Source organism: Flagellimonas flava, assembly GCF_050617915.1.
GTDB lineage: Bacteria > Bacteroidota > Bacteroidia > Flavobacteriales > Flavobacteriaceae > Flagellimonas > Flagellimonas flava_A.
The window spans coordinates 1-240 of the sequence record NZ_JBODQE010000156.1 but is presented as its reverse complement, the minus strand read 5'-3'; the positions used below and the strand labels follow the sequence as shown (position 1 = coordinate 240).

Genomic DNA, 240 nt, shown 5'->3' with positions numbered 1-240 from the left:
CGGGGGACAAATCTGAGTAAAGCGAAGGCCGATGCGTTCACCGAAATCCAACATTTGCCTAATGCCGAAGAAACTATTATCGATTTTTCATACGAAGAGAAATTGTATGCCGCATATAGTTCCCTCTCTGGTAAGCTTAGCAATAAAATCGATTTTGAGTTGGGTATGCGCATAGAATATAATAAGGTTGACGGCGCCACGGTAAATGACGGTTCGCCCATAGTTTCCAGAGCGCAGACC

1 protein-coding gene is annotated in these 240 nt (G+C 44.6%); it reads left to right on the top strand.

Annotated features, from left to right (window positions below; translation table 11 throughout):
- Nucleotides 1-240: outer membrane beta-barrel protein (locus ACRHOZ_RS21370; protein WP_431130394.1), on the top strand; the 240-nt coding region annotated here is incomplete at both ends.